32 protein-coding genes are annotated in these 17,968 nt (G+C 47.1%); all 32 read right to left on the reverse strand.

The window, feature by feature from the left end:
* Positions 1 to 10 precede the first annotated feature (10 nt).
* The gene (rpsD, locus tag BIT28_RS06910) at positions 11 to 631 is read right to left on the reverse strand and encodes a 30S ribosomal protein S4 (RefSeq protein ID WP_075762908.1); all 621 of its coding nucleotides are present in this window, start codon (positions 629 to 631) and stop codon (positions 11 to 13) included.
* A 27-nt stretch (positions 632 to 658) separates the two neighbouring features.
* The gene (gene rpsK / locus BIT28_RS06915; RefSeq protein ID WP_005370963.1) at positions 659 to 1,048 is read right to left on the reverse strand and encodes a 30S ribosomal protein S11; all 390 of its coding nucleotides are present in this window, start codon (positions 1,046 to 1,048) and stop codon (positions 659 to 661) included.
* A 19-nt stretch (positions 1,049 to 1,067) separates the two neighbouring features.
* Positions 1,068 to 1,424: a 30S ribosomal protein S13 gene (rpsM, locus tag BIT28_RS06920; protein ID WP_075762909.1), complete on the reverse strand. Its 357-nt coding sequence runs from the start codon at positions 1,422 to 1,424 to the stop codon at positions 1,068 to 1,070.
* Between the two features lie 145 nt (positions 1,425 to 1,569).
* On the reverse strand, positions 1,570 to 1,683 hold the full coding sequence (gene rpmJ, locus BIT28_RS06925) for a 50S ribosomal protein L36 (RefSeq protein ID WP_000868186.1): 114 nt from the start codon (positions 1,681 to 1,683) through the stop codon (positions 1,570 to 1,572).
* 29 nt (positions 1,684 to 1,712) lie between these two features.
* The gene (secY, locus tag BIT28_RS06930; RefSeq protein WP_075762910.1) at positions 1,713 to 3,038 is read right to left on the reverse strand and encodes a preprotein translocase subunit SecY; all 1,326 of its coding nucleotides are present in this window, start codon (positions 3,036 to 3,038) and stop codon (positions 1,713 to 1,715) included.
* A gap of 22 nt (positions 3,039 to 3,060) precedes the next feature.
* Positions 3,061 to 3,495: a 50S ribosomal protein L15 gene (gene rplO, locus BIT28_RS06935; RefSeq protein WP_075762911.1), complete on the reverse strand. Its 435-nt coding sequence runs from the start codon at positions 3,493 to 3,495 to the stop codon at positions 3,061 to 3,063.
* 5 nt (positions 3,496 to 3,500) lie between these two features.
* Entirely contained in the window at positions 3,501 to 3,680 is a 180-nt protein-coding gene (gene rpmD, locus BIT28_RS06940) for a 50S ribosomal protein L30 (RefSeq protein WP_005302823.1), read from the reverse strand.
* Positions 3,681 to 3,685: 5 nt separating this feature from the next.
* Entirely contained in the window at positions 3,686 to 4,183 is a 498-nt protein-coding gene (rpsE, locus tag BIT28_RS06945; protein ID WP_075762912.1) for a 30S ribosomal protein S5, read from the reverse strand.
* A gap of 12 nt (positions 4,184 to 4,195) precedes the next feature.
* Positions 4,196 to 4,549 (reverse strand): 50S ribosomal protein L18, encoded by a 354-nt coding sequence (gene rplR, locus BIT28_RS06950; RefSeq protein ID WP_068330631.1) that lies wholly within the window; start codon positions 4,547 to 4,549, stop codon positions 4,196 to 4,198.
* Between the two features lie 9 nt (positions 4,550 to 4,558).
* A complete protein-coding gene (rplF, locus tag BIT28_RS06955; RefSeq protein ID WP_075762913.1) occupies positions 4,559 to 5,092 on the reverse strand; it encodes a 50S ribosomal protein L6 in 534 nt (177 codons plus the stop codon).
* Between the two features lie 12 nt (positions 5,093 to 5,104).
* The gene (gene rpsH / locus BIT28_RS06960) at positions 5,105 to 5,497 is read right to left on the reverse strand and encodes a 30S ribosomal protein S8 (protein ID WP_075762914.1); all 393 of its coding nucleotides are present in this window, start codon (positions 5,495 to 5,497) and stop codon (positions 5,105 to 5,107) included.
* 35 nt (positions 5,498 to 5,532) lie between these two features.
* Positions 5,533 to 5,838: a 30S ribosomal protein S14 gene (gene rpsN / locus BIT28_RS06965; protein ID WP_075762915.1), complete on the reverse strand. Its 306-nt coding sequence runs from the start codon at positions 5,836 to 5,838 to the stop codon at positions 5,533 to 5,535.
* Positions 5,839 to 5,853: 15 nt separating this feature from the next.
* Positions 5,854 to 6,393: a 50S ribosomal protein L5 gene (rplE, locus tag BIT28_RS06970; RefSeq protein ID WP_075762916.1), complete on the reverse strand. Its 540-nt coding sequence runs from the start codon at positions 6,391 to 6,393 to the stop codon at positions 5,854 to 5,856.
* 17 nt (positions 6,394 to 6,410) lie between these two features.
* A complete protein-coding gene (gene rplX / locus BIT28_RS06975) occupies positions 6,411 to 6,722 on the reverse strand; it encodes a 50S ribosomal protein L24 (RefSeq protein ID WP_075762917.1) in 312 nt (103 codons plus the stop codon).
* An 11-nt stretch (positions 6,723 to 6,733) separates the two neighbouring features.
* Positions 6,734 to 7,105, reverse strand: coding sequence for a 50S ribosomal protein L14 (gene rplN / locus BIT28_RS06980; protein WP_075762918.1), 372 nt, complete (start codon positions 7,103 to 7,105; stop codon positions 6,734 to 6,736).
* Between the two features lie 164 nt (positions 7,106 to 7,269).
* A complete protein-coding gene (gene rpsQ / locus BIT28_RS06985) occupies positions 7,270 to 7,524 on the reverse strand; it encodes a 30S ribosomal protein S17 (RefSeq protein ID WP_075762919.1) in 255 nt (84 codons plus the stop codon).
* Entirely contained in the window at positions 7,524 to 7,715 is a 192-nt protein-coding gene (rpmC, locus tag BIT28_RS06990; RefSeq protein ID WP_007469134.1) for a 50S ribosomal protein L29, read from the reverse strand. Before rpmC ends, rpsQ begins: the two co-directional genes overlap by 1 nt.
* Positions 7,715 to 8,125, reverse strand: coding sequence for a 50S ribosomal protein L16 (gene rplP, locus BIT28_RS06995; RefSeq protein ID WP_075762920.1), 411 nt, complete (start codon positions 8,123 to 8,125; stop codon positions 7,715 to 7,717). Before rplP ends, rpmC begins: the two co-directional genes overlap by 1 nt.
* A gap of 11 nt (positions 8,126 to 8,136) precedes the next feature.
* On the reverse strand, positions 8,137 to 8,826 hold the full coding sequence (gene rpsC / locus BIT28_RS07000) for a 30S ribosomal protein S3 (protein ID WP_075762921.1): 690 nt from the start codon (positions 8,824 to 8,826) through the stop codon (positions 8,137 to 8,139).
* A gap of 19 nt (positions 8,827 to 8,845) precedes the next feature.
* Positions 8,846 to 9,178, reverse strand: a complete 333-nt coding sequence (gene rplV / locus BIT28_RS07005; RefSeq protein WP_007469139.1) for a 50S ribosomal protein L22 — start codon at positions 9,176 to 9,178, stop codon at positions 8,846 to 8,848.
* Positions 9,179 to 9,192: 14 nt separating this feature from the next.
* Entirely contained in the window at positions 9,193 to 9,471 is a 279-nt protein-coding gene (rpsS, locus tag BIT28_RS07010) for a 30S ribosomal protein S19 (RefSeq protein WP_007469141.1), read from the reverse strand.
* A 20-nt stretch (positions 9,472 to 9,491) separates the two neighbouring features.
* Positions 9,492 to 10,316 carry a 50S ribosomal protein L2 gene (gene rplB / locus BIT28_RS07015; RefSeq protein ID WP_075762922.1) on the reverse strand — a complete coding sequence of 275 codons (825 nt, stop codon included), beginning with the start codon at positions 10,314 to 10,316 and terminating at the stop codon, positions 9,492 to 9,494.
* Between the two features lie 18 nt (positions 10,317 to 10,334).
* Positions 10,335 to 10,637: a 50S ribosomal protein L23 gene (rplW, locus tag BIT28_RS07020; RefSeq protein WP_075762923.1), complete on the reverse strand. Its 303-nt coding sequence runs from the start codon at positions 10,635 to 10,637 to the stop codon at positions 10,335 to 10,337.
* Entirely contained in the window at positions 10,634 to 11,236 is a 603-nt protein-coding gene (rplD, locus tag BIT28_RS07025; protein WP_075762924.1) for a 50S ribosomal protein L4, read from the reverse strand. The genes rplW and rplD overlap by 4 nt, the downstream gene beginning before the upstream one ends.
* A 16-nt stretch (positions 11,237 to 11,252) precedes the next feature.
* Positions 11,253 to 11,882 carry a 50S ribosomal protein L3 gene (rplC, locus tag BIT28_RS07030; RefSeq protein ID WP_075762925.1) on the reverse strand — a complete coding sequence of 210 codons (630 nt, stop codon included), beginning with the start codon at positions 11,880 to 11,882 and terminating at the stop codon, positions 11,253 to 11,255.
* 14 nt (positions 11,883 to 11,896) lie between these two features.
* Positions 11,897 to 12,208: a 30S ribosomal protein S10 gene (rpsJ, locus tag BIT28_RS07035; protein ID WP_002541412.1), complete on the reverse strand. Its 312-nt coding sequence runs from the start codon at positions 12,206 to 12,208 to the stop codon at positions 11,897 to 11,899.
* A gap of 442 nt (positions 12,209 to 12,650) precedes the next feature.
* Complete coding sequence (locus BIT28_RS07040; protein WP_075763040.1) at positions 12,651 to 12,842, reverse strand: (2Fe-2S)-binding protein; 192 nt, start codon at positions 12,840 to 12,842, stop codon at positions 12,651 to 12,653.
* Positions 12,843 to 13,090: 248 nt separating this feature from the next.
* The gene (gene tuf, locus BIT28_RS07045; RefSeq protein ID WP_075762926.1) at positions 13,091 to 14,275 is read right to left on the reverse strand and encodes an elongation factor Tu; all 1,185 of its coding nucleotides are present in this window, start codon (positions 14,273 to 14,275) and stop codon (positions 13,091 to 13,093) included.
* A 101-nt stretch (positions 14,276 to 14,376) separates the two neighbouring features.
* Positions 14,377 to 16,473 carry an elongation factor G gene (fusA, locus tag BIT28_RS07050; RefSeq protein WP_075762927.1) on the reverse strand — a complete coding sequence of 699 codons (2,097 nt, stop codon included), beginning with the start codon at positions 16,471 to 16,473 and terminating at the stop codon, positions 14,377 to 14,379.
* Between the two features lie 78 nt (positions 16,474 to 16,551).
* Complete coding sequence (gene rpsG / locus BIT28_RS07055; protein ID WP_047877869.1) at positions 16,552 to 17,022, reverse strand: 30S ribosomal protein S7; 471 nt, start codon at positions 17,020 to 17,022, stop codon at positions 16,552 to 16,554.
* Between the two features lie 95 nt (positions 17,023 to 17,117).
* On the reverse strand, positions 17,118 to 17,492 hold the full coding sequence (gene rpsL / locus BIT28_RS07060; protein WP_004399892.1) for a 30S ribosomal protein S12: 375 nt from the start codon (positions 17,490 to 17,492) through the stop codon (positions 17,118 to 17,120).
* Positions 17,493 to 17,670: 178 nt separating this feature from the next.
* A complete protein-coding gene (gene tusB, locus BIT28_RS07065; RefSeq protein ID WP_075762928.1) occupies positions 17,671 to 17,964 on the reverse strand; it encodes a sulfurtransferase complex subunit TusB in 294 nt (97 codons plus the stop codon).
* Between the last annotated feature and the right edge of the window lie 4 nt (positions 17,965 to 17,968).

A 17,968-nucleotide genomic window follows, 5' to 3' on the forward strand; every position in this document is an offset into this window, starting at 1 on the left:
AACTATAGCCTTACTTAGAGTAAAGCTCGACGATCAGGTGTTCGTTGATGTCGGCAGACAAATCAGAACGTTCTGGAAGACGCTTGAACGTACCTTCCATCTTGCTGTTGTCTACTTCGACCCAAGTCGGTAGTTCACGCTGAGTAGCAACTTCAAGAGCTGCCTTAATGCGTGCTTGGTTCTTAGCTTTCTCACGAATGCTAACAACGTCGTTAGCCGCTACCTTGAAAGAAGGAACGTTTACGACTTGACCGTTTACTAGGATCGCTTTGTGGCTTACCAGCTGACGTGCTTCAGCGCGAGTAGCACCAAAACCCATGCGGTAAACTACGTTATCTAGACGACCTTCAAGAAGCTGAAGCAGGTTTTCACCTGTGTTGCCCTTGATGCGAGCAGCTTCTTTGTAGTAGTTACGGAATTGTTTTTCTAGTACGCCATATGTACGACGAACTTTCTGCTTCTCACGAAGCTGAACGCCGTAGTCAGATAGACGACCGCGACGCGCACCGTGCATGCCCGGCGCGTTATCAATTTTACACTTGGTATCAATCGCGCGTACACCAGACTTAAGGAATAAGTCAGTGCCTTCGCGACGGCTAAGCTTCAGCTTAGGACCCAAATATCTTGCCATGTTCTTTCTCCAGTTTTCCTAGAAACGTTATACGCGACGTTTCTTAGGTGGACGACAACCGTTATGAGGGATCGGAGTCGCATCAACAATGTTAGTGATACGGAAACCCGCAGCGTTTAGAGCGCGGATAGTTGACTCACGACCAGGACCTGGGCCCTTAACCATAACTTCCAGGTTCTTAACGCCATATTCTTTGGCCATTTCACCACAACGCTCAGCAGCAACCTGTGCAGCGAACGGAGTAGATTTACGAGAACCACGGAAACCAGAACCACCTGCAGTAGCCCAAGAAAGAGCGTTACCCTGACGGTCAGTAATGGTTACGATTGTGTTGTTGAAAGAAGCATGGATGTGCGCAACGCCATCAGCTACTTGCTTGCGTACGCGCTTACGAGCGCGAGTTGGTTGTTTTGCCATTGTACTCTACCTTATCCGATTACTTTTTGATCGGCTTGCGCGGACCCTTACGGGTACGTGCGTTGGTTTTAGTACGCTGTCCACGTAGTGGTAGACTGCGACGATGACGAAGACCACGGTAACAGCCAAGGTCCATTAGACGCTTGATGTTCATGGATACTTCACGACGTAGATCACCTTCTACAGTGTACTTAGCTACACCATCACGCAGTAGATCGATCTGCTCTTCAGTCAGTTCACTGATCTTAACATCTTCAGCAATACCCGCTTCAGCTAGGATAGCCTGTGAGCGAGTTTTACCGATGCCGTAGATCGCTGTTAGAGCGATTACAGAATGTTTCTGATCAGGAATGTTAATGCCTGCAATACGGGCCACTATTCACTCCTAGTACTTTTCAAGAATAACCGCTGCAGAGCCCGTTTAGGATACGCAGCGGTGGAACAATTCTTTTGCACACACAAAAGATTGGTTGGCTAATTTAGCCAACCTACCTTCAATTTGCAAGAAATATTTCTGCTAATTAGCCTTGGCGCTGTTTGTGCTTTGGCTCACTGCAAATTACACGCACAACACCGTTGCGCTTGATAACTTTACAGTTACGGCAGATTTTCTTAACGGAAGCACGAACTTTCATTGCTAAACTCCGTAAATGGATAACCAGTCTTAACGGCCGTTGCCTTTAAGATTAGCCTTTTTCAAAACAGACTCATATTGTTGAGACATCAAATGTGTCTGAACTTGAGCCATGAAGTCCATAATAACTACAACTACGATTAGTAGTGATGTACCGCCGAAATAGAAGCGGACATTCCATGCAATCATCATAAACTCGGGGATCAGACAGATAAAGGTAATATAGAGCGCGCCTGCCAATGTCAGACGGGTCATTACTTTATCTATATATTTCGCGGTCTGTTCACCCGGGCGAATACCAGGTACGAACGCACCAGACTTCTTCAGGTTGTCAGCTGTCTCGCGAGGGTTAAACACCAACGCGGTATAGAAGAAACAGAAGAAAATAATCGCAGCAGCATAAAGCATCACATAAAGTGGCTGACCTGGGCTTAGCGCCAGTGAAATATCACTTAACCAGCCTAGGTTCTCATTCTGACCGAACCACTGAGCCAGCGTGCCCGGGAACAGAATAATACTTGATGCGAAAATCGCTGGAATAACCCCTGCCATGTTGATTTTCAACGGCAGGTGAGTGCTCTGGGCAGCAAAAACCCGACGGCCTTGCTGACGCTTGGCATAGTTAACGACGATACGACGCTGACCACGCTCCATGAACACTACGAAATAAATCACAGCGAAAGAAAGTACTGCAATTAACAGTAAAAGAAGTACGTGCAATTCACCTTGACGCGCTTGCTCCACTGTCTGTCCAATAGCTGGTGGCAAACCTGCAACGATACCGGTAAAGATAATTACCGAAATACCGTTACCAATGCCGCGCTCGGTAACCTGCTCACCCAACCACATCAGGAACATGGTACCGGTAACCAAACTCACTACCGCGACAAAGTAAAATCCTAGACCCGGATTATGTACCAGGCCTGGGATCATACTTGGTAACCCCGTTGCAATACCAATTGCTTGGAAGGTTGCCAAAACAAGCGTGCCGTAACGGGTGTACTGGCTAATCTTACGACGGCCAGACTCCCCTTCCTTCTTCAACTCGGCCAGAGCCGGGTGAACTACCGTAAGCAGCTGGACAATAATCGATGCCGAAATATACGGCATGATGCCCAGCGCCAGGATGGAAGCACGCTCAAGTGCACCACCAGAGAACATGTTAAACAGTTCAATGACGGTGCCCTTTTGCTGTTCGAACAGATCGGCAAGTACAGCAGCGTCAATACCAGGAATAGGCACAAAAGAGCCTGCTCGGAAAATTAAGATAGCACCTAATACGAATAGCAGGCGAGTCTTAAGCTCTGCTAGGCCACCTTGTGCACTACGAAAATCTTGTCCTGGTTGTTTAGCCATCTGTACCTCATCCTCGAGTTAATTATTCCTCGATTTTACCGCCTGCAGCTTCGATAGCAGCTTTAGCGCCTTTAGTCACGCGTAGACCTTTAACTGTAACGGCACGAGCGATTTCACCAGAAAGTACAACTTTCGCGAACTCGATGTTCTTAGTGATAACATTCGCAGCCTTTAGAGTTTCTAGGCTTACTACGTCACCTTCAACTTTCGCTAGCTCAGCTAGACGAACTTCAGCAGTTACCAAGCTCTTGCGAGAAGTAAAACCGAATTTTGGTAGACGCTGTTTCAAAGGCATCTGACCGCCTTCGAAGCCTGGACGTACAGAACCACCTGAACGTGATTTCTGACCTTTGTGACCACGGCCACAAGTTTTACCCAGACCTGAACCGATACCACGGCCTACGCGCTTCGCAGAAGGCTTAGAACCCGCAGCCGGTGATAGAGTATTCAAACGCATTCTGATTACTCCTCAACTTTAACCATGTAGTAAACTTTGTTGATCATGCCGCGTACGCAAGCAGTATCTTCAAGTTCAACAGTGTGGTTGATGCGACGAAGGCCCAAGCCACGCAAAGTAGCTTTATGCTTCGGCAAACGACCGATAGAGCTCTTTGTCTGTGTTACTTTAATAGTCTTAGCCATGTCGATTACTCCAGAATTTCTTTAACAGAAAGACCACGCTTAGCAGCGATCATCTCTGGAGAGTTCATGCCGCTCAAACCATCAATTGTCGCGCGAACGATGTTGATTGGGTTTGTTGAGCCGTATGCTTTAGCTAGTACGTTGCGAACACCCGCAACCTCTAGCACTGCACGCATTGCACCGCCGGCGATGATACCAGTACCTTCTGATGCAGGCTGCATGTACACTTTAGAACCAGTGTGGCGACCTTTAACAGCGTGGTGTAGCGTACCGTCGTTAAGCGCTACTGTAACCATGTTACGGCGTGCTTTTTCCATCGCTTTCTGGATTGCAGCAGGTACTTCACGTGCCTTACCGTAACCAAAACCGATGCGACCGTTACCGTCACCAACTACAGTTAGTGCAGTAAAGCTGAAAATGCGTCCACCTTTAACCGTCTTAGATACACGGTTAACAGCGATCAGCTTTTCATTCAAATCTGATTGAGTTTTTTCGTTAGCCATCTTCCGCCTACCTTAGAATTTCAGACCAGCTTCACGAGCAGCTTCTGCTAGTGCAGCTACACGGCCGTGGTATTGGAAACCAGAACGATCGAATGCAACGTTAGAGATGCCTTTTTCAATCGCGCGCTCAGCAATAGCTTTACCTACAGCTGCAGCAGCGTCTTTGTTACCAGTACTCTTAACCTGCTCGCGAATCGCTTTTTCTACGGTAGAAGCGGCAGCGATAACCTCAGAGCCATTTGGTGCGATTACCTGAGCGTACACGTGACGTGGAGTACGGTGTACAACTAGGCGAGTTGCGCCCAGTTCAGCAATCTTACGACGTGCTCGGGTCGCACGACGGATACGAGATGCTTTCTTATCCATAGTGTTACCTTACTTCTTCTTAGCTTCTTTAGTACGCACGACTTCGTCGGCGTAACGAACACCTTTACCTTTATAAGGTTCAGGGCTACGGTAAGCGCGAATATCAGCCGCAACTTGACCAATCACCTGCTTATCAGTACCAGTTAGTACGATTTCAGTTTGAGATGGACACTCTGCTTTAATACCGGCTGGTAGTTCATGCGCAACTGGGTGCGAGAAGCCTAGGGTTAGGTTAACAGTCGAACCAGCAACGTTCGCACGGTAACCAACACCTTTCAGAGTAAGCTTCTTAGTAAAGCCTTCAGTAACACCAACAACCATGTTGTTAACTAGTGCACGAGCAGTACCTGCCTGTGCCCAAGCTTTTTCGAATCCTTCACGAGGACCGAAAGTGATGGTGTTTTCTTCCTGGGACAATACAACTGCTTCGTTGATAACGCGAACTAGTTCGCCTTTACCACCTTTAACAGTGATTTCCTGACCGTTAAGTTTAACTTCTACGCCGGCAGGAATAACTACAGGTGCTTTTGCAACACGAGACATTTCCTACTCCTATTATGCTACGTAGCAGATAATCTCACCGCCAAGACCCGCTTTGCGAGCAGCGCGGTCGGTCATAAGACCCTTGGAAGTGGATACAACAGCAATACCAAGGCCACCCATCACTGATGGTAGAGCATCTTTTTTCTTGTAGATGCGCAGACCAGGACGTGATACACGTTGGATTTGCTCGATAACTGGGTTCGCTTCGAAGTACTTAAGAGTAACTTCTAGCTCAGGCTTAACTTCACCGATAACAGTGTAGTCAGCCACGAAACCTTCTTCTTTTAGAAGAGCTGCGATAGCAACTTTCATCTTAGAAGATGGCATTTTAACAGCAACTTTTTTCGCTGCCTGACCGTTACGAAGACGGGTCAGCATATCCGAAATCGGATCTTGCATGCTCATAAGTCAATACTCCGTGATTCTAATTTGGCAACTAATTACCAGCTAGCCTTACGTAGACCCGGAATCTCGCCTTTCATGCAAGCTTCACGAACCTTGATACGGCATAGACCGAACTTACGTAGGTAGCCGTGTGGACGTCCAGTCTGGTTACAGCGATTACGCTGACGAGACTTCGCAGAATCACGTGGTAGTGACTGAAGTTTAAGCACTGCATTCCAGCGATCTTCTTCAGACGCATTCACGTCACTAATTAGAGCTTTTAGTGCTGCACGCTTTTCAGCGAACTTTACTACAAGCTTGGCACGTTTAGCTTCGCGTGCCTTCATTGATTCTTTAGCCATTTGTAACCCTTACTTTTACTTACGGAATGGGAAGTTAAAAGCAGATAGTAGAGCGTGAGCTTCTTCGTCAGATTTCGCAGATGTAGTGATAGTGATATCAAGACCACGTACACGATCTACTTTATCGTAATCGATTTCTGGGAAGATGATCTGCTCACGAACGCCCATGCTGTAGTTACCACGACCATCGAATGATTTCGGGTTTAGACCACGGAAATCGCGAATACGAGGTACAGCAATTGAAATTAGACGCTCGAAGAAATCCCACATGCGTTCGCCACGTAGGGTTACTTTACAGCCAATAGGGTAGCCCTCACGGATCTTAAAGCCAGCAACAGACTTACGAGCTACAGTGATTAGCGGCTTCTGACCTGCAATAGCAGTCATGTCAGCAGCAGCATTCTCTAGAAGCTTCTTGTCGTTGATCGCTTCGCCCACACCCATGTTAAGTGTGATTTTTTCGATCCTTGGGACTTGCATGATACTCTGGTATTCGAACTTTTCAGCAAGTTCTTTAACTAGAGTCTCTTTGTAGTAATCATGCAGTTTCGCCATAGTGTACTACTCCAGAATTACTTGATAGTTTCGCCAGTCGATTTGAAGAAACGAACTTTTTTGTCGTCTTCGAATCGGAAGCCTACACGGTCCGCTTTACCTTCACCGTTTACGATTGCAACATTTGAGGCGTCGATCGCAGCTTCTTGCTCTACGATGCCACCCTGAACACCCATTGCCGGAACCGGCTTCTGGTGTTTCTTAACCATGTTGATACCTTCAACGATAACTTTACCGGTTGCTAGGACCTTAGTTACTTTACCTTTCTTACCTTTATCTTTACCGGTAAGAACGATAACTTCGTCGTTGCGACGGATTTTAGCTGCCATTTTGTTACTCCTTACAGTACTTCTGGCGCTAGTGATACGATTTTCATGAATTTCGCATTACGAAGTTCACGCGTCACTGGGCCAAAGATACGAGTACCGATCGGTTGCTCTGTAGTGTCGTTCAACAATACACAAGCATTACGGTCGAAGCGAATGACAGAGCCGTCTGGACGACGAACGCCTTTACGGGTGCGAACAACCACCGCCTTCAGGACATCACCTTTCTTAACTTTACCGCGAGGAATTGCTTCTTTCACAGTAATCTTGATGATATCACCGATGTGTGCGTAACGGCGGTGAGAACCACCCAGAACCTTAATACACATTACGCGACGAGCGCCGGAGTTATCGGCTGCGTCAAGCGTACTTTGCATTTGGATCATGTTAGTGCTCCGCTTATTTTAAACATCTGGACCCATCTCGGGTCGATAGGCCTTTTCTTCAAAGGCGGCGAATAATAACACCATTTTCGACCGATGGGTAGACAAAAAATAAACGGCCCCAAATTTTTTTCGGGGCCGCTGTATTAATTAGTTGCTAAGTTCGCTTATACGCGAGCTTTTTCAACTACACGTACCAGTGTCCAAGACTTAGTCTTAGACATTGGACGGCACTCACGAATCTCAACAGTGTCGCCTAGGCCACACTCGTTGTTTTCGTCATGTGCGTGAAGTTTAGTCGTGCGAGTGATGTACTTACCGTAGATCGGGTGCTTCACTTTACGCTCGATTGCAACAACAATAGACTTGTCGCCTTTGTCGCTAACAACACGACCAAGCTGAGTACGAATTTGTTCGCTCATTATGCGCCAGCCTTCTCAGTCAGAACGGTTTTAACACGTGCGATATCGCGACGTACAGCTTTTAGAGTGTGAGTCTGCTGTAGTTGACCAGTCGCAGCCTGCATGCGCAGGTTGAACTGTTCACGTAGCAGGTTCACAAGCTCAGCATTCAGTTCTTCAACGCTTTTAGCGCGCAGATCTTGTGCGTTCATCACATCACCGCCTTATTTACGAATGTAGTCTTGATAGGTAGCTTACGTGCAGCAAGTTTGAATGCTTCACGAGCTAGTTCTTCAGGAACACCATCCATCTCATATAGAACCTTACCTGGTTGAATCTGTGCAACCCAGTACTCTACGTTACCTTTACCTTTACCTTGACGAACTTCAAGAGGCTTAGATGTGATAGGTTTGTCTGGGAAGATACGGATCCAGATTTGGCCCTGACGTTTGATATGACGAGTCATAGCACGACGAGCTGCTTCGATCTGGCGAGCAGTGATACGGCCACGGCCAACTGCTTTAAGACCAAATGAACCGAAGCTTACATCAGTACCGTTCGCTAGACCGCGGTTACGACCTTTAAAAGTCTTGCGGAATTTAGTGCGTTTAGGTTGCAGCATCAATAAACTCCTTATTTACGGCTTTTGCGCTGCTTCTTAGGCTTGTCAGCCTTAGGCTCTTCAATTGGCATACCGCCTAGAACTTCACCTTTGAAGATCCAAACTTTAACGCCGATTACACCGTATTGGGTGTGAGCCGAAGAAGTTGCGTAATCAATGTCAGCACGAAGAGTGTGTAGAGGTACACGACCTTCACGGTACCACTCAGAACGTGCGATTTCAGCGCCGCCTAGACGACCGCTTACTTCAACCTTGATACCTTTAGCGCCAAGACGCATAGCGTTCTGAACTGCACGCTTCATAGCGCGACGGAACATAACACGACGCTCTAGCTGAGACGAAATGCTGTCTGCAACTAGTTGACCGTCTAGCTCTGGCTTACGAACTTCAGCGATGTTGATCTGAGCTGGAACACCAGCGATCTTAGCAACGCGAGCGCGTAGTTTCTCTACGTCTTCACCTTTCTTACCGATAACAACGCCTGGACGAGCAGTGTGAATAGTCACACGGATGCTCTTAGCAGGACGCTCGATAACGATGCGTGATAGAGACGCTTTTTTCAGTTCTTTAGTAAGGAACTGACGTACCTTGAAGTCGCCGTCTAGGTTGTCAGCGAACTCTTGGCTGTTAGCAAACCAAGTGGTATTCCATGGCTTAACGATGCCAAGACGAATACCATTAGGATGTACTTTTTGACCCATTGCTTTCTCTCCTAGTCTCTTAGCGGTCTGCTACAACAACAGTGATGTGGCTAGAACGCTTCAAGATGCGATCGGCACGGCCTTTAGCACGAGGCATAATACGCTTCATGGTAGGACCTTCGTCAACGAAGATTTTAGCTACTGATAGATCATCAATATCTGCGCCTTCGTTGTGTTCTGCGTTAGCGATAGCTGACTCTAGAACTTTCTTGATTAGATCAGCAGCTTTCTTGTTGCTGAACTGAAGAATTTCTAGAGCTTGAGCAACTGGCTTACCGCGCAGTTGATCAGCAACCAAACGAGCTTTCTGCGGTGAGATGCGAGCAAAGCGATGTTTAGCGATAGCTTCCATTACCTATACTCCTCTTAGCGCTTCTTAGCTTTCTTATCCGCAGCGTGGCCACGGTAAGTGCGTGTTGGTGCAAATTCGCCTAGCTTGTGACCGATCATTTCTTCAGAAACGAAAACAGGAACGTGCTGACGACCATTATGGACAGCGATGGTCAAACCGATCATCTGAGGGATGATCATTGAGCGACGGGACCAAGTCTTAACAGGCTTTTTGTCACCGCTTTCCACCGCTTTCTCTACCTTCTTCAGCAAGTGCAGGTCAATAAAAGGACCTTTCTTGAGAGAACGTGGCATGGCTTATCCTCTGATATATATTACTTATTACGACGACGTACGATGTACTTGTCGGTACGCTTGTTCTTACGAGTCTTGTAACCCTTAGTAGGAACACCCCAAGGTGTAACTGGGTGACGACCGCCTGATGTACGACCTTCACCACCACCGTGTGGGTGATCAACTGGGTTCATTACAACACCACGGACAGTTGGACGAACACCGCGCCAGCGTGAAGCACCAGCTTTACCTAGCTCACGTAGCATGTGTTCTGCGTTACCAACTTCACCAAGGGTCGCACGACCTTCAGAAAGCACTTTACGCATTTCACCAGAACGTAGACGTAGAGTCACATAAGTGCCTGCACGTGCAACGATCTGAGCGTATGCACCAGCTGAACGAGCCAGCTGAGCACCTTTACCAGGCTTAAGCTCAACACAGTGTACTGTTGAACCTACTGGGATGTTGCGCATTGGTAGAGTGTTACCAACTTTGATAGCAGCATCTGCGCCAGACTGGATGGTATCACCCGCCTGAAGACCTTTAGGTGCGATGATGTAGCGGCGCTCACCGTCTGCGTACAGAACTAGAGCAATGTTTGCGCTACGGTTTGGATCGTATTCAAGACGCTCAACTTTCGCTGGGATACCATCTTTAGTACGCTTGAAGTCAATCATACGGTAGTGTTGTTTGTTACCACCACCGATGTGACGTACTGTGATACGACCGTTATTGTTACGACCACCTGACTTAGATTTTTTCTCTAGTAGAGGTGCGTACGGCTTACCCTTATGCAGGTCAGAGTTAACCACTTTAACTACGTGGCGACGACCTGGGGAAGTCGGCTTACATTTTACAATAGCCATTCTTCTTTGCTCCTAGCCTTACTCTGCACTACCAGCGAAGTCGATGTCTTGACCTTCTTTCAAGATAACATACGCTTTTTTCCAGTCGCTACGACGGCCTTCACGCATACCTTGACGCTTGGTCTTACCCTTGGCTACAAGAGTATTTACAGACTTAACTTCAACCTCGAACAGTTTTTCAACTGCTGCTTTGATCTCTTTCTTAGTTGCTGTCATAGCTACTTTGAATACGATAGTGTTACCGTTTTCTGCAGCCATTGTCGCTTTTTCAGAGATGTGCGGAGCACGTAGAACTTTTAGAATACGCTCTTCAGTGATCATGCTAGCATCTCCTCAACTTGCTTAACTGCTTCAGCAGTCATCACAACTTTATCGAAAGCAATCAGGCTAACTGGGTCAATTGCCGCAGCGTCACGTACGTCTACTTTGTAGAGGTTACGTGCAGCCAGGAATAGATTCTCATCTAGATCGCCAGTTACGATTAGAGCATCAGTAAGCTCAAGCTCTTTCAGCTTAGCTACTAGCTCTTTAGTTTTAGGTGCTTCTACAGAGAAGTTATCAACAACGATTAGACGCTCTTGACGAACTAGCTCAGAAAGAATGCTCTTCATAGCACCACGGTACATTTTCTTGTTAACTTTCTGGCTGTGGTCCTGTGGACGAGCAGCGAAAGTTACACCACCTGTACGCCATAGTGGGCTACGGATTGTACCTGCACGAGCGCGGCCTGTACCTTTCTGGCGCCATGGTTTAGCACCACCACCAGAAACGTCAGAACGAGTTTTCTGAGCACGTGTACCTTGACGAGCACCTGCTGCGTAAGCAACAACTACCTGGTGTACAAGCGCTTCATTGAAATCACGCCCAAAAGTAGTTTCGGAGACAGTTAGCGCATCAGCGCCTTTGACTACCAATTCCATTACTAACTCCTTGACGTTACGCTTTAACAGCTGGTTTTACGATCACGTTGCCACCTGTAGCACCTGGTACTGCACCTTTGATAAGAAGCAGATTGCGCTCAGCGTCAACACGTACGATCTCTAGGTTCTGAGTCGTTACACGCTCAGCACCCATGTGACCAGCCATTTTCTTGCCTTTAAATACGCGACCTGGAGTTTGACATTGGCCAATTGAACCCGGAGCACGGTGAGACAAGGAGTTACCATGGGTCATATCTTGAGTGCGGAAATTCCAGCGCTTAACGCCACCCTGGAAGCCTTTACCCTTAGATGTACCAGTAACGTCTACTTTTTTGATGTCATTGAAAAGTTCAACGTTTAGCTCAGCGCCAACAGCAAACTCTTCATTGTTTTCTAGACGGAATTCCCAAAGACCGCGACCAGCTTCAACACCTGCTTTCGCAAAGTGGCCAGCTTCTGGCTTAGAAACACGGTTAGCTTTCTTAGTACCAGTAGTTACCTGGATTGCGTTGTAGCCGTCAGTTTCTACAGATTTAACCTGAGAAACGCGGTTAGCTTCAACTTCAACCACAGTTACTGGGATAGAAACGCCATCTTCGGTAAATACGCGGGTCATGCCCACTTTACGACCGATTAGACCAATCATTCTCTTATCTCCCCTTAACCTAGGCTGATCTGAACATCAACGCCAGCAGCTAGGTCTAGACGCATAAGAGCGTCAACAGTTTTGTCTGTTGGCTCAACGATGTCGATAAGGCGCTTGTGAGTACGGATTTCGTACTGGTCACGTGCGTCCTTATTAACGTGAGGAGAAATAAGAACAGTGAAACGCTCTTTGCGAGTAGGTAGAGGGATTGGACCCTTAACCTGCGCGCCAGTACGCTTAGCTGTTTCAACGATTTCCGCAGTAGACTGATCGATCAGACGGTGATCGAACGCCTTTAGGCGGATACGAATACGTTGGTTCTGCATGAGACAGAGCTCCAAATAAAAATTACACAAACAATATCGCCACTCACACTCGATAGATCGAGGGAATGCCGATTGATTTATGTGAACGTAGTATCCCGTTTGGATACATTGTCAGTCAATTTAATGACTGCGAACATAAGTCAGAGTGTACATTGTCAAACCGCTTGGCGGCTTCTTCCTCGATGCTTATTGGTTCACAACTGCAGTTACGAGATCTTATTGTCTCAGGCAGTGGCGAGCATTATACAGATCACATTTTCAAGCGCAACCCCTGTTGCAAAAATAATCAGATAGTGCGGGATGCGGGATGCGGGATGCGGGAAAATATCAGCCAGCTGAAATGGTATCAAGAGGAAGTATCTATTACTGGTTCGTTATACGTTCGGTAACTGCTCGCCCTTCCCCACCATGAACACTCTGCAGAAGATAGAATCGGGGCCGATTAGCTGGCTTCTTGTAGTCTTGTGGCTTCAACAGTTTCTTCAATCACTTCCTTGGCGGTCCGGATACATTTACCGCACATCGAGCCCAGAGGGGTGATCTGGCGAATACCACGAACATCGGTGATACCGTGTTGCTGTGTCAGCTTCATTATTTTCTTGTCGGAGATTCCGTGGCAGAGGCAAACGTACATTTCACTTCCATCTTTAAACTTGATTGAAGCAATATAAACGAGAATAGTTTCCATTACTACTTATAACTGCGGAGTTTTTAGATAGATCTGTTATTAGCAATAGAAGAATATTTTGATAAAAATATATACACACAAATGCCTAACTATAAATACACAGCTAAACAGTGGTTAATACCGCAAAGAGAAATTGCAGATACAAAAAAGGGAGCCGAAGCTCCCTTTTTTTAGTGTCGTTAGACTATTGCAAATTAAGCAACGATCTTAGCAACAACACCAGCACCTACTGTACGACCGCCTTCACGGATCGCAAAGCGTAGACCTTCGTCCATCGCGATAGGAGCAATTAGAGTAACAACCATCTTGATGTTGTCACCAGGCATTACCATTTCAACGCCTTCTGGTAGCTCGATAGTACCAGTTACGTCAGTTGTACGGAAGTAGAACTGTGGACGGTAGCCTTTGAAGAATGGCGTGTGACGGCCACCTTCGTCTTTAGACAGAACGTATACTTCTGACTCGAAAGTAGTGTGCGGAGTGATAGAACCTGGCTTAGCAAGAACCTGACCACGCTCAACTTCGTCACGCTTAGTACCACGTAGTAGAACACCAACGTTCTCACCAGCACGGCCTTCGTCAAGAAGCTTACGGAACATCTCAACACCAGTACAAGTAGTTGTAGTGGTCTCTTTGATACCGATGATTTCTACTTCGTCACCTACAGTGATGATACCCTGCTCAACACGACCAGTTACAACAGTACCACGGCCCTGGATTGAGAATACATCTTCGATAGGTAGGATGAACGGACGATCGATCGCACGCTCTGGCTCTGGGATGTAGTTGTCTAGTGCTTCAGCTAGCTCAACGATCTTGTCTTCCCACTCTTTCTCGCCGTTTAGTGCGCCAAGAGCAGAACCCATGATTACTGGGCAGTCGTCACCTGGGAAGTCGTACTCAGATAGAAGTTCACGAACTTCCATTTCTACTAGCTCTAGTAGTTCTTCGTCATCAACCATGTCACACTTGTTCATGAACACGATGATGTATGGGATACCAACCTGACGGCCTAGTAGGATGTGCTCACGAGTCTGAGGCATAGGGCCGTCAGTTGCAGCAACAACTAGGATACCACCGTCCATCTGCGCAGCACCAGTGATCATGTTTTTAACGTAATCGGCGTGTCCTGGGCAGTCTACGTGTGCGTAGTGACGAGTTGGAGTATCGTACTCTACGTGAGAAGTAGAGATTGTGATACCACGCTCGCGCTCTTCTGGAGCGTTATCGATAGATGCGAAGTCTTTAGCCTCACCACCGTATACTTTTGAAAGAGTAGTACAGATAGCAGCAGTTAGAGTAGTTTTACCGTGGTCAACGTGGCCGATAGTACCAACGTTAACGTGCGGTTTCGTACGTTCAAATTTTTCTTTAGACACGATCGTGTTCCTTCCTAGTTAAGATACGCCCCCTACTAGGTCAGGGGGCGCGTCTGAAGTTTGTATTTTATGCGTCAACGACGATTGACGCAATAATCAAATTAAGAGCGTTCTGCAATAATTCGGTCTGCAACATTCTTCGGCACTTCAGCGTAGTCACTGAATTCCATAGAATAAGAAGCACGACCCTGAGTAGCAGAGCGAAGATCTGTTGCGTAACCGAACATCTCTGAAAGCGGTACCTGGGCACGGACAATCTTCAGGCCTGCTGGCCCTTCTTCCATACCTTCGATCATGCCGCGACGACGGTTAAGGTCACCGACAACATCACCCATCCAGTCTTCCGGAGTAGTTACTTCAACTTTCATCAGCGGCTCAAGAATTACCGGGTTTGCTTCTAGCGCACCTTTCCTGAATGCCATTGAACCTGCGATCTTAAACGCCATTTCACTCGAGTCAACATCATGGTAAGAGCCGTCATACAGAGTCGCTTTGACGTCCAGTACCGGATAACCGGCCAGTACACCATTGTTCATCTGCTCTTCGACACCCTTCGATACCGCACCGATAAATTCTTTCGGTACAACACCACCCACAATTTCGTCCACGAAGACGAAGCCTTCACCAGGCTCCGACGGTTCGATCTTAAGCCATACGTGACCAAACTGACCGCGGCCACCAGACTGACGTACGAACTTGCCTTCAACTTCCGTGCTACCACGAATGGTTTCACGGTATGCAACCTGAGGTTTACCCACGTTACACTCAACGCTGAATTCACGCTTCATACGATCAACGATGATGTCCAGGTGAAGCTCACCCATGCCAGAAATTAGTGTCTGGCCAGACTCATCGTCAGTTTCTACGCGGAAAGACGGGTCTTCTGCAGCTAGTTTACCCAGCGCGATACCCATTTTTTCCTGGTCAGCTTGAGAACGCGGCTCTACCGCGATCTGAATTACTGGTTCCGGGAATTCCATGCGCTCCAGAATCACTTTATGATCCTGATCGCACAGTGTGTCACCAGTAGTTACGTTTTTGAGACCAATCGCCGCGGCGATATCACCGGCGCGGATTTCCTTGATCTCTTCACGTTTGTTCGCGTGCATCTGTACGATACGACCGAAACGTTCACGCTTCTCTTTAACAGAGTTGTAGACTGAATCACCAGAGTTCACAACACCCGAGTAAACGCGCATGAATGTCAGGTTACCAACGAACGGGTCTGTTGCGATCTTGAACGCAAGCGCTGAGAATGGTTCGTCATCGCTTGAGTGACGCTCGATTTCGTTACCCAACTCATCTTCACCACGGATAGCTTTTACTTCCGTAGGAGACGGCAGGAATTCGATAACCGCATCCAGTACTGCCTGAACACCTTTGTTCTTGAATGCAGAACCACAAGTTGCCAGAACAATTTCGTTGTTTAGTGTACGCTGACGTAGACCTGCCTTGATATCTTCTTCAGACAGCTCACCTTCTTCAAGGTACTTATCCATTAGCTCTTCAGATGCCTCGGCAGCTGATTCAACTAAGTTCATGCGCCATTCATCAGCAAGGTCTTGCATCTCTGCTGGAATGTCTTCATAGGTGAATGTTGTGCCTTGATCTTCTTCCGACCAGTTGATGGTCTTCATCTTGATCAGGTCAACTACACCTTTAAATTCTTCTTCAGCACCAATATTAAGCTGGATTGGCACTGGATTCGCACCAAGACGGTTCTTGATCTGGTCAACTACGCGAAGGAAGTCTGCACCAGCACGGTCCATCTTGTTAACGAAAACCATACGCGGTACTTCGTACTTGTCAGCCTGACGCCATACGGTCTCAGACTGAGGTTCAACACCCGAAGAACCACAGAAAACTACAACTGCACCATCAAGTACACGCAGAGAACGTTCTACTTCAATGGTGAAGTCAACGTGTCCCGGGGTGTCAATGATGTTAACGCGGTGCTCAGGAAACTGAGCTTCCATACCACGCCAGAACGTAGTAGTAGCAGCAGAAGTGATAGTGATACCACGCTCCTGCTCCTGCTCCATCCAGTCCATGGTAGCAGCGCCGTCGTGAACCTCACCAATCTTGTGAGACAGGCCTGTATAAAACAGAATACGCTCGGTAGTTGTTGTTTTACCGGCGTCAACGTGAGCACAAATACCGATATTACGGTAGCGCTCGATAGGCGTTTTACGAGCCACGGCTGTATCCTCTTACTAAGGTTAACCTTAGAGTATGGTTTAGGCGCAGCAAGCCAGGCTTGCTGCGCCAAGTCGGTATTACCAGCGGTAATGTGCGAACGCTTTGTTCGCGTCTGCCATACGGTGAACGTCTTCACGTTTCTTAACAGCAGAACCTTTGTTGTCAGCCGCGTCTAGCATTTCTGCAGCAAGACGCTGAGCCATAGATTTTTCACCACGCTTACGCGCAGCTTCAACCAACCAACGCATAGCTAGTGCGTTACGACGTACTGGACGTACTTCTACAGGCACCTGGTAAGTTGAACCACCAACACGGCGAGATTTAACCTCTACCGCAGGGCGTACATTTTCAAGAGCTTTTTCGAATACTGCTAGGTGTTCTTCACCTGACTTCTCAGCCATTGCATCAAGTGCAGTGTAAACAATTTTCTCAGCAGTAGATTTTTTACCGTCAACCATTAGGATGTTAACGAATTTTGCCAGCAGCTCAGATTTGAACTTTGGATCTGGAAGGATCTTACGCTGACCGATTACGCGACGACGTGGCATGGATATTCTCCGTTGTCTTCTTCAGGTTATCCAAAACTTTTCAGTTTCTTCAAAATTAAATAATTTTAGTGTTTGGCCTTACTTAACGGAATCCATTAAGACTTAGGACGCTTCACACCGTACTTAGAACGACCTTGTTTACGGTCATTAACGCCTGCACAGTCAAGTGCACCACGAACAGTGTGGTAACGAACACCCGGAAGGTCTTTAACACGACCACCGCGGATAAGAACAACTGAGTGCTCCTGAAGGTTGTGACCTTCACCGCCGATGTATGATGTTACTTCGAAACCGTTTGTTAGACGAACACGGCACACTTTACGTAGTGCTGAGTTTGGTTTCTTAGGAGTAGTAGTGTATACACGAGTACATACACCACGCTTTTGTGGACACGCTTCTAGCGCAGGCACGTTGCTTTTAACAACTTGCTTTGCACGTGGCTTGCGTACCAGCTGGTTAATAGTTGCCATTAAATAGCTCCTGAAATATTACTTTCGTAAATGTGAAAAATCCGCCTCCCAACAACAGGAGGACGCGAAATTTTAGGCATCGCACTAATAGGTGTCAAGATATATACAGCGATCAATCAGATGATCATTTCTTAAACAGTTGGAAAAAGCCAAATATCATGTAACTTCTTAGTTGGCTTCAGCCCCATTTAAGCTGACTTTCATGCTGTTCGGTAATCGAAACAAACCCTTTAAAATCAATAACATTAATGCTGTTATCAACTTTATCGGTCAAGCCTCTTGCCGCGAGATCGGCTTCCAGTAAATAAATTTTTACACCCGACTTTTTTATTGCCTCGCACCAGCTATTTTTTTCAATTCCGGCACTAACAGCGTCTTGTAATAGCAGAATTTCATCATCTGGGCGCAAATATTGAAGGCAACGTTGCAGATCTTGAGTCTGGAAGGGAGATGTTGAGATGGTGTGGAGCATAATG

The sequence above is a fragment of the Photobacterium proteolyticum genome (assembly GCF_001939735.1).
In the GTDB taxonomy this organism is placed as follows: Bacteria; Pseudomonadota; Gammaproteobacteria; order Enterobacterales; family Vibrionaceae; genus Photobacterium; species Photobacterium proteolyticum.

Excerpts from the sequence above, each read along its gene's own strand:
- rpsD (WP_075762908.1), bottom strand. The coding sequence starts at position 631 with ATGGCAAGATATTTGGGTCCTAAGCTGAAGCTTAGCCGTCGCGAAGGC.
- rpsK (WP_005370963.1), bottom strand. The coding sequence starts at position 1,048 with ATGGCAAAACAACCAACTCGCGCTCGTAAGCGCGTACGCAAGCAAGTA.
- rpmJ (WP_000868186.1), bottom strand. The coding sequence starts at position 1,683 with ATGAAAGTTCGTGCTTCCGTTAAGAAAATCTGCCGTAACTGTAAAGTT.
- secY (WP_075762910.1), bottom strand. The coding sequence starts at position 3,038 with ATGGCTAAACAACCAGGACAAGATTTTCGTAGTGCACAAGGTGGCCTA.
- rplO (WP_075762911.1), bottom strand. The coding sequence starts at position 3,495 with ATGCGTTTGAATACTCTATCACCGGCTGCGGGTTCTAAGCCTTCTGCG.
- rpmD (WP_005302823.1), bottom strand. The coding sequence starts at position 3,680 with ATGGCTAAGACTATTAAAGTAACACAGACAAAGAGCTCTATCGGTCGT.
- rpsE (WP_075762912.1), bottom strand. The coding sequence starts at position 4,183 with ATGGCTAACGAAAAAACTCAATCAGATTTGAATGAAAAGCTGATCGCT.
- rplR (WP_068330631.1), bottom strand. The coding sequence starts at position 4,549 with ATGGATAAGAAAGCATCTCGTATCCGTCGTGCGACCCGAGCACGTCGT.
- rplF (WP_075762913.1), bottom strand. The coding sequence starts at position 5,092 with ATGTCTCGTGTTGCAAAAGCACCTGTAGTTATTCCTGCCGGCGTAGAA.
- rpsH (WP_075762914.1), bottom strand. The coding sequence starts at position 5,497 with ATGAGCATGCAAGATCCGATTTCGGATATGCTGACCCGTCTTCGTAAC.
- rpsN (WP_075762915.1), bottom strand. The coding sequence starts at position 5,838 with ATGGCTAAAGAATCAATGAAGGCACGCGAAGCTAAACGTGCCAAGCTT.
- rplE (WP_075762916.1), bottom strand. The coding sequence starts at position 6,393 with ATGGCGAAACTGCATGATTACTACAAAGAGACTCTAGTTAAAGAACTT.
- rplX (WP_075762917.1), bottom strand. The coding sequence starts at position 6,722 with ATGGCAGCTAAAATCCGTCGCAACGACGAAGTTATCGTTCTTACCGGT.
- rplN (WP_075762918.1), bottom strand. The coding sequence starts at position 7,105 with ATGATCCAAATGCAAAGTACGCTTGACGCAGCCGATAACTCCGGCGCT.
- rpsQ (WP_075762919.1), bottom strand. The coding sequence starts at position 7,524 with ATGAGCGAACAAATTCGTACTCAGCTTGGTCGTGTTGTTAGCGACAAA.
- rpmC (WP_007469134.1), bottom strand. The coding sequence starts at position 7,715 with ATGAACGCACAAGATCTGCGCGCTAAAAGCGTTGAAGAACTGAATGCT.
- rplP (WP_075762920.1), bottom strand. The coding sequence starts at position 8,125 with ATGCTGCAACCTAAACGCACTAAATTCCGCAAGACTTTTAAAGGTCGT.
- rpsC (WP_075762921.1), bottom strand. The coding sequence starts at position 8,826 with ATGGGTCAAAAAGTACATCCTAATGGTATTCGTCTTGGCATCGTTAAG.
- rplV (WP_007469139.1), bottom strand. The coding sequence starts at position 9,178 with ATGGAAGCTATCGCTAAACATCGCTTTGCTCGCATCTCACCGCAGAAA.
- rpsS (WP_007469141.1), bottom strand. The coding sequence starts at position 9,471 with ATGCCACGTTCTCTCAAGAAAGGTCCTTTTATTGACCTGCACTTGCTG.
- rplB (WP_075762922.1), bottom strand. The coding sequence starts at position 10,316 with ATGGCTATTGTAAAATGTAAGCCGACTTCCCCAGGTCGTCGCCACGTA.
- rplW (WP_075762923.1), bottom strand. The coding sequence starts at position 10,637 with ATGATCACTGAAGAGCGTATTCTAAAAGTTCTACGTGCTCCGCACATC.
- rplD (WP_075762924.1), bottom strand. The coding sequence starts at position 11,236 with ATGGAATTGGTAGTCAAAGGCGCTGATGCGCTAACTGTCTCCGAAACT.
- rplC (WP_075762925.1), bottom strand. The coding sequence starts at position 11,882 with ATGATTGGTCTAATCGGTCGTAAAGTGGGCATGACCCGCGTATTTACC.
- rpsJ (WP_002541412.1), bottom strand. The coding sequence starts at position 12,208 with ATGCAGAACCAACGTATTCGTATCCGCCTAAAGGCGTTCGATCACCGT.
- BIT28_RS07040 (WP_075763040.1), bottom strand. The coding sequence starts at position 12,842 with ATGTACGTTTGCCTCTGCCACGGAATCTCCGACAAGAAAATAATGAAG.
- rpsG (WP_047877869.1), bottom strand. The coding sequence starts at position 17,022 with ATGCCACGTCGTCGCGTAATCGGTCAGCGTAAGATCCTTCCAGATCCA.
- rpsL (WP_004399892.1), bottom strand. The coding sequence starts at position 17,492 with ATGGCAACTATTAACCAGCTGGTACGCAAGCCACGTGCAAAGCAAGTT.
- tusB (WP_075762928.1), bottom strand. The coding sequence starts at position 17,964 with ATGCTCCACACCATCTCAACATCTCCCTTCCAGACTCAAGATCTGCAA.